The 1,535-nt window shown below is 40.2% G+C and carries 1 protein-coding gene; it reads left to right on the top strand.

The window, feature by feature from the left end:
- Window positions 1-209 precede the first annotated feature (209 nt).
- On the top strand, window positions 210-1,427 hold the full coding sequence (locus AC6H04_RS07020) for an IS110 family RNA-guided transposase (RefSeq protein ID WP_497571026.1): 1,218 nt from the start codon (window positions 210-212) through the stop codon (window positions 1,425-1,427).
- Window positions 1,428-1,535 lie beyond the last annotated feature (108 nt).

The raw sequence follows: 1,535 nt of genomic DNA on the forward strand, positions 1-1,535 counted from the left end.
GACGGAGATGATTACATCACTTTTTTGATAAAGTGATAGTGGAACTAAGGCCGTGGTGTTTTTAGGCATACATGCCGTGACACAAAATGGCCGTTTCACAGTGTTTCTAGAACTTTGTTCTAAGTAAGTTAGGCGCTCGACGCCGAGTATTGAAAATTAAACTGTAGTTACATTTTGAAACAAGTTCCAAACTATAGGAGGTAATTACCATGCGTACAGTGATTGGAATTGATGTCTCAAAGGCTACTTCACAAGTTGCCGTATTAGTGGATGGCCAATTGTCCCAACGGATTAAGATTGATAATAACCAGATTGGTTTTCAAGAACTCAATCATCTAATTCAGATTGCCACAGGATCGGTTGAGATTGTTTTTGAGGCAACTGGTGTTTATTCCCGGCGATTACAGAGCTTTTTGGAGCAACATAGTTATCCGTACTGTCGTCTTAATCCATTAGCTGCCAAAAAGGATATGGATCGGTTACGACCAAATAAGAACGATATCAATGACGCTATTAGCCTCGCTCAATGTCAATATGAACTTAACTATTTAAGGACATATGTTGAAGCGCCAGTATACCAAGAGCTTCAAGTTATGAGCCGCCGTTATCAGCAAGTAAATGATGACTTAGTACGTGGTAAAAACCGCCTGCATAAAGCCTTACAGATGACCTTCCCTGAGCTGGAAGGTCTTCTATCGACCACCGACGGTGATCAATATTGGGCGTTAGTCGCCCAATTTCCACACGCAGATTTGGTTCTACAACATAAAACTGAAGTACTGGCGACAACTATTTTAAGCTCAACCAAGCGCAATATGTCAGCTAAGCGAGCTAACGACTTGGCAATTAAGCTGTTTAAATTGGCGCATCTAACAGCAGCCACAGTTTCGACAAACAGCTACGAAGTTGAAGTGATCCACAAATTAGCTACTCAATTAATGAGCCTCCATCATGAGAAACGAGAAATTATTGATCGCATGGTTAAGCTTTGCGAACCGTTACCTGAATACCGGATACTAATGAGCATCCCTGGTTTCGCAGAAACCACATCGGTATCCCTAATTGGCGAACTAGGTGATATTCGCAGATTCAAAACCGCTAACAAACTTAATGCTTTCATTGGGATTGATTTGCGATTCAACGATTCTGGTAACTATAAAAGTAACGGTTTTATCACTAAGCGTGGCAATCACCTAGCACGTAAGATACTGTTTAAAGCTATTGGTAACATGGCATCCTCAGCAACTCATAATCATCCAAGTCACATTAATGATTGGTATCAGAAAAGAAAAAGATCTCTCTCGTCTAAGGGGACGAAAAAGATCACAATCGGTGCAATGGATCGTCTAATATCCACAATTCACCATTTGGTTCTAACGAATCAAACCTATGATTATACTGTTGCCATAACACACCAGCATAACTAAATTTTAGCCTAGCATCTTCTAAAAAAGTTGGCAAGAGGATAGGCTTATTTAAGTGTACCCAATATTTACCAAACTACTATTCAGTAGGCAATGAAAAGGCTCTAAGTG

Source organism: Secundilactobacillus sp. MJ173 (assembly GCF_059704265.1).

What these genes read in the sequence shown, in the direction of transcription:
- AC6H04_RS07020 (WP_497571026.1), top strand. Translation starts at nt 210, where the DNA reads ATGCGTACAGTGATTGGAATTGATGTCTCAAAGGCTACTTCACAAGTT.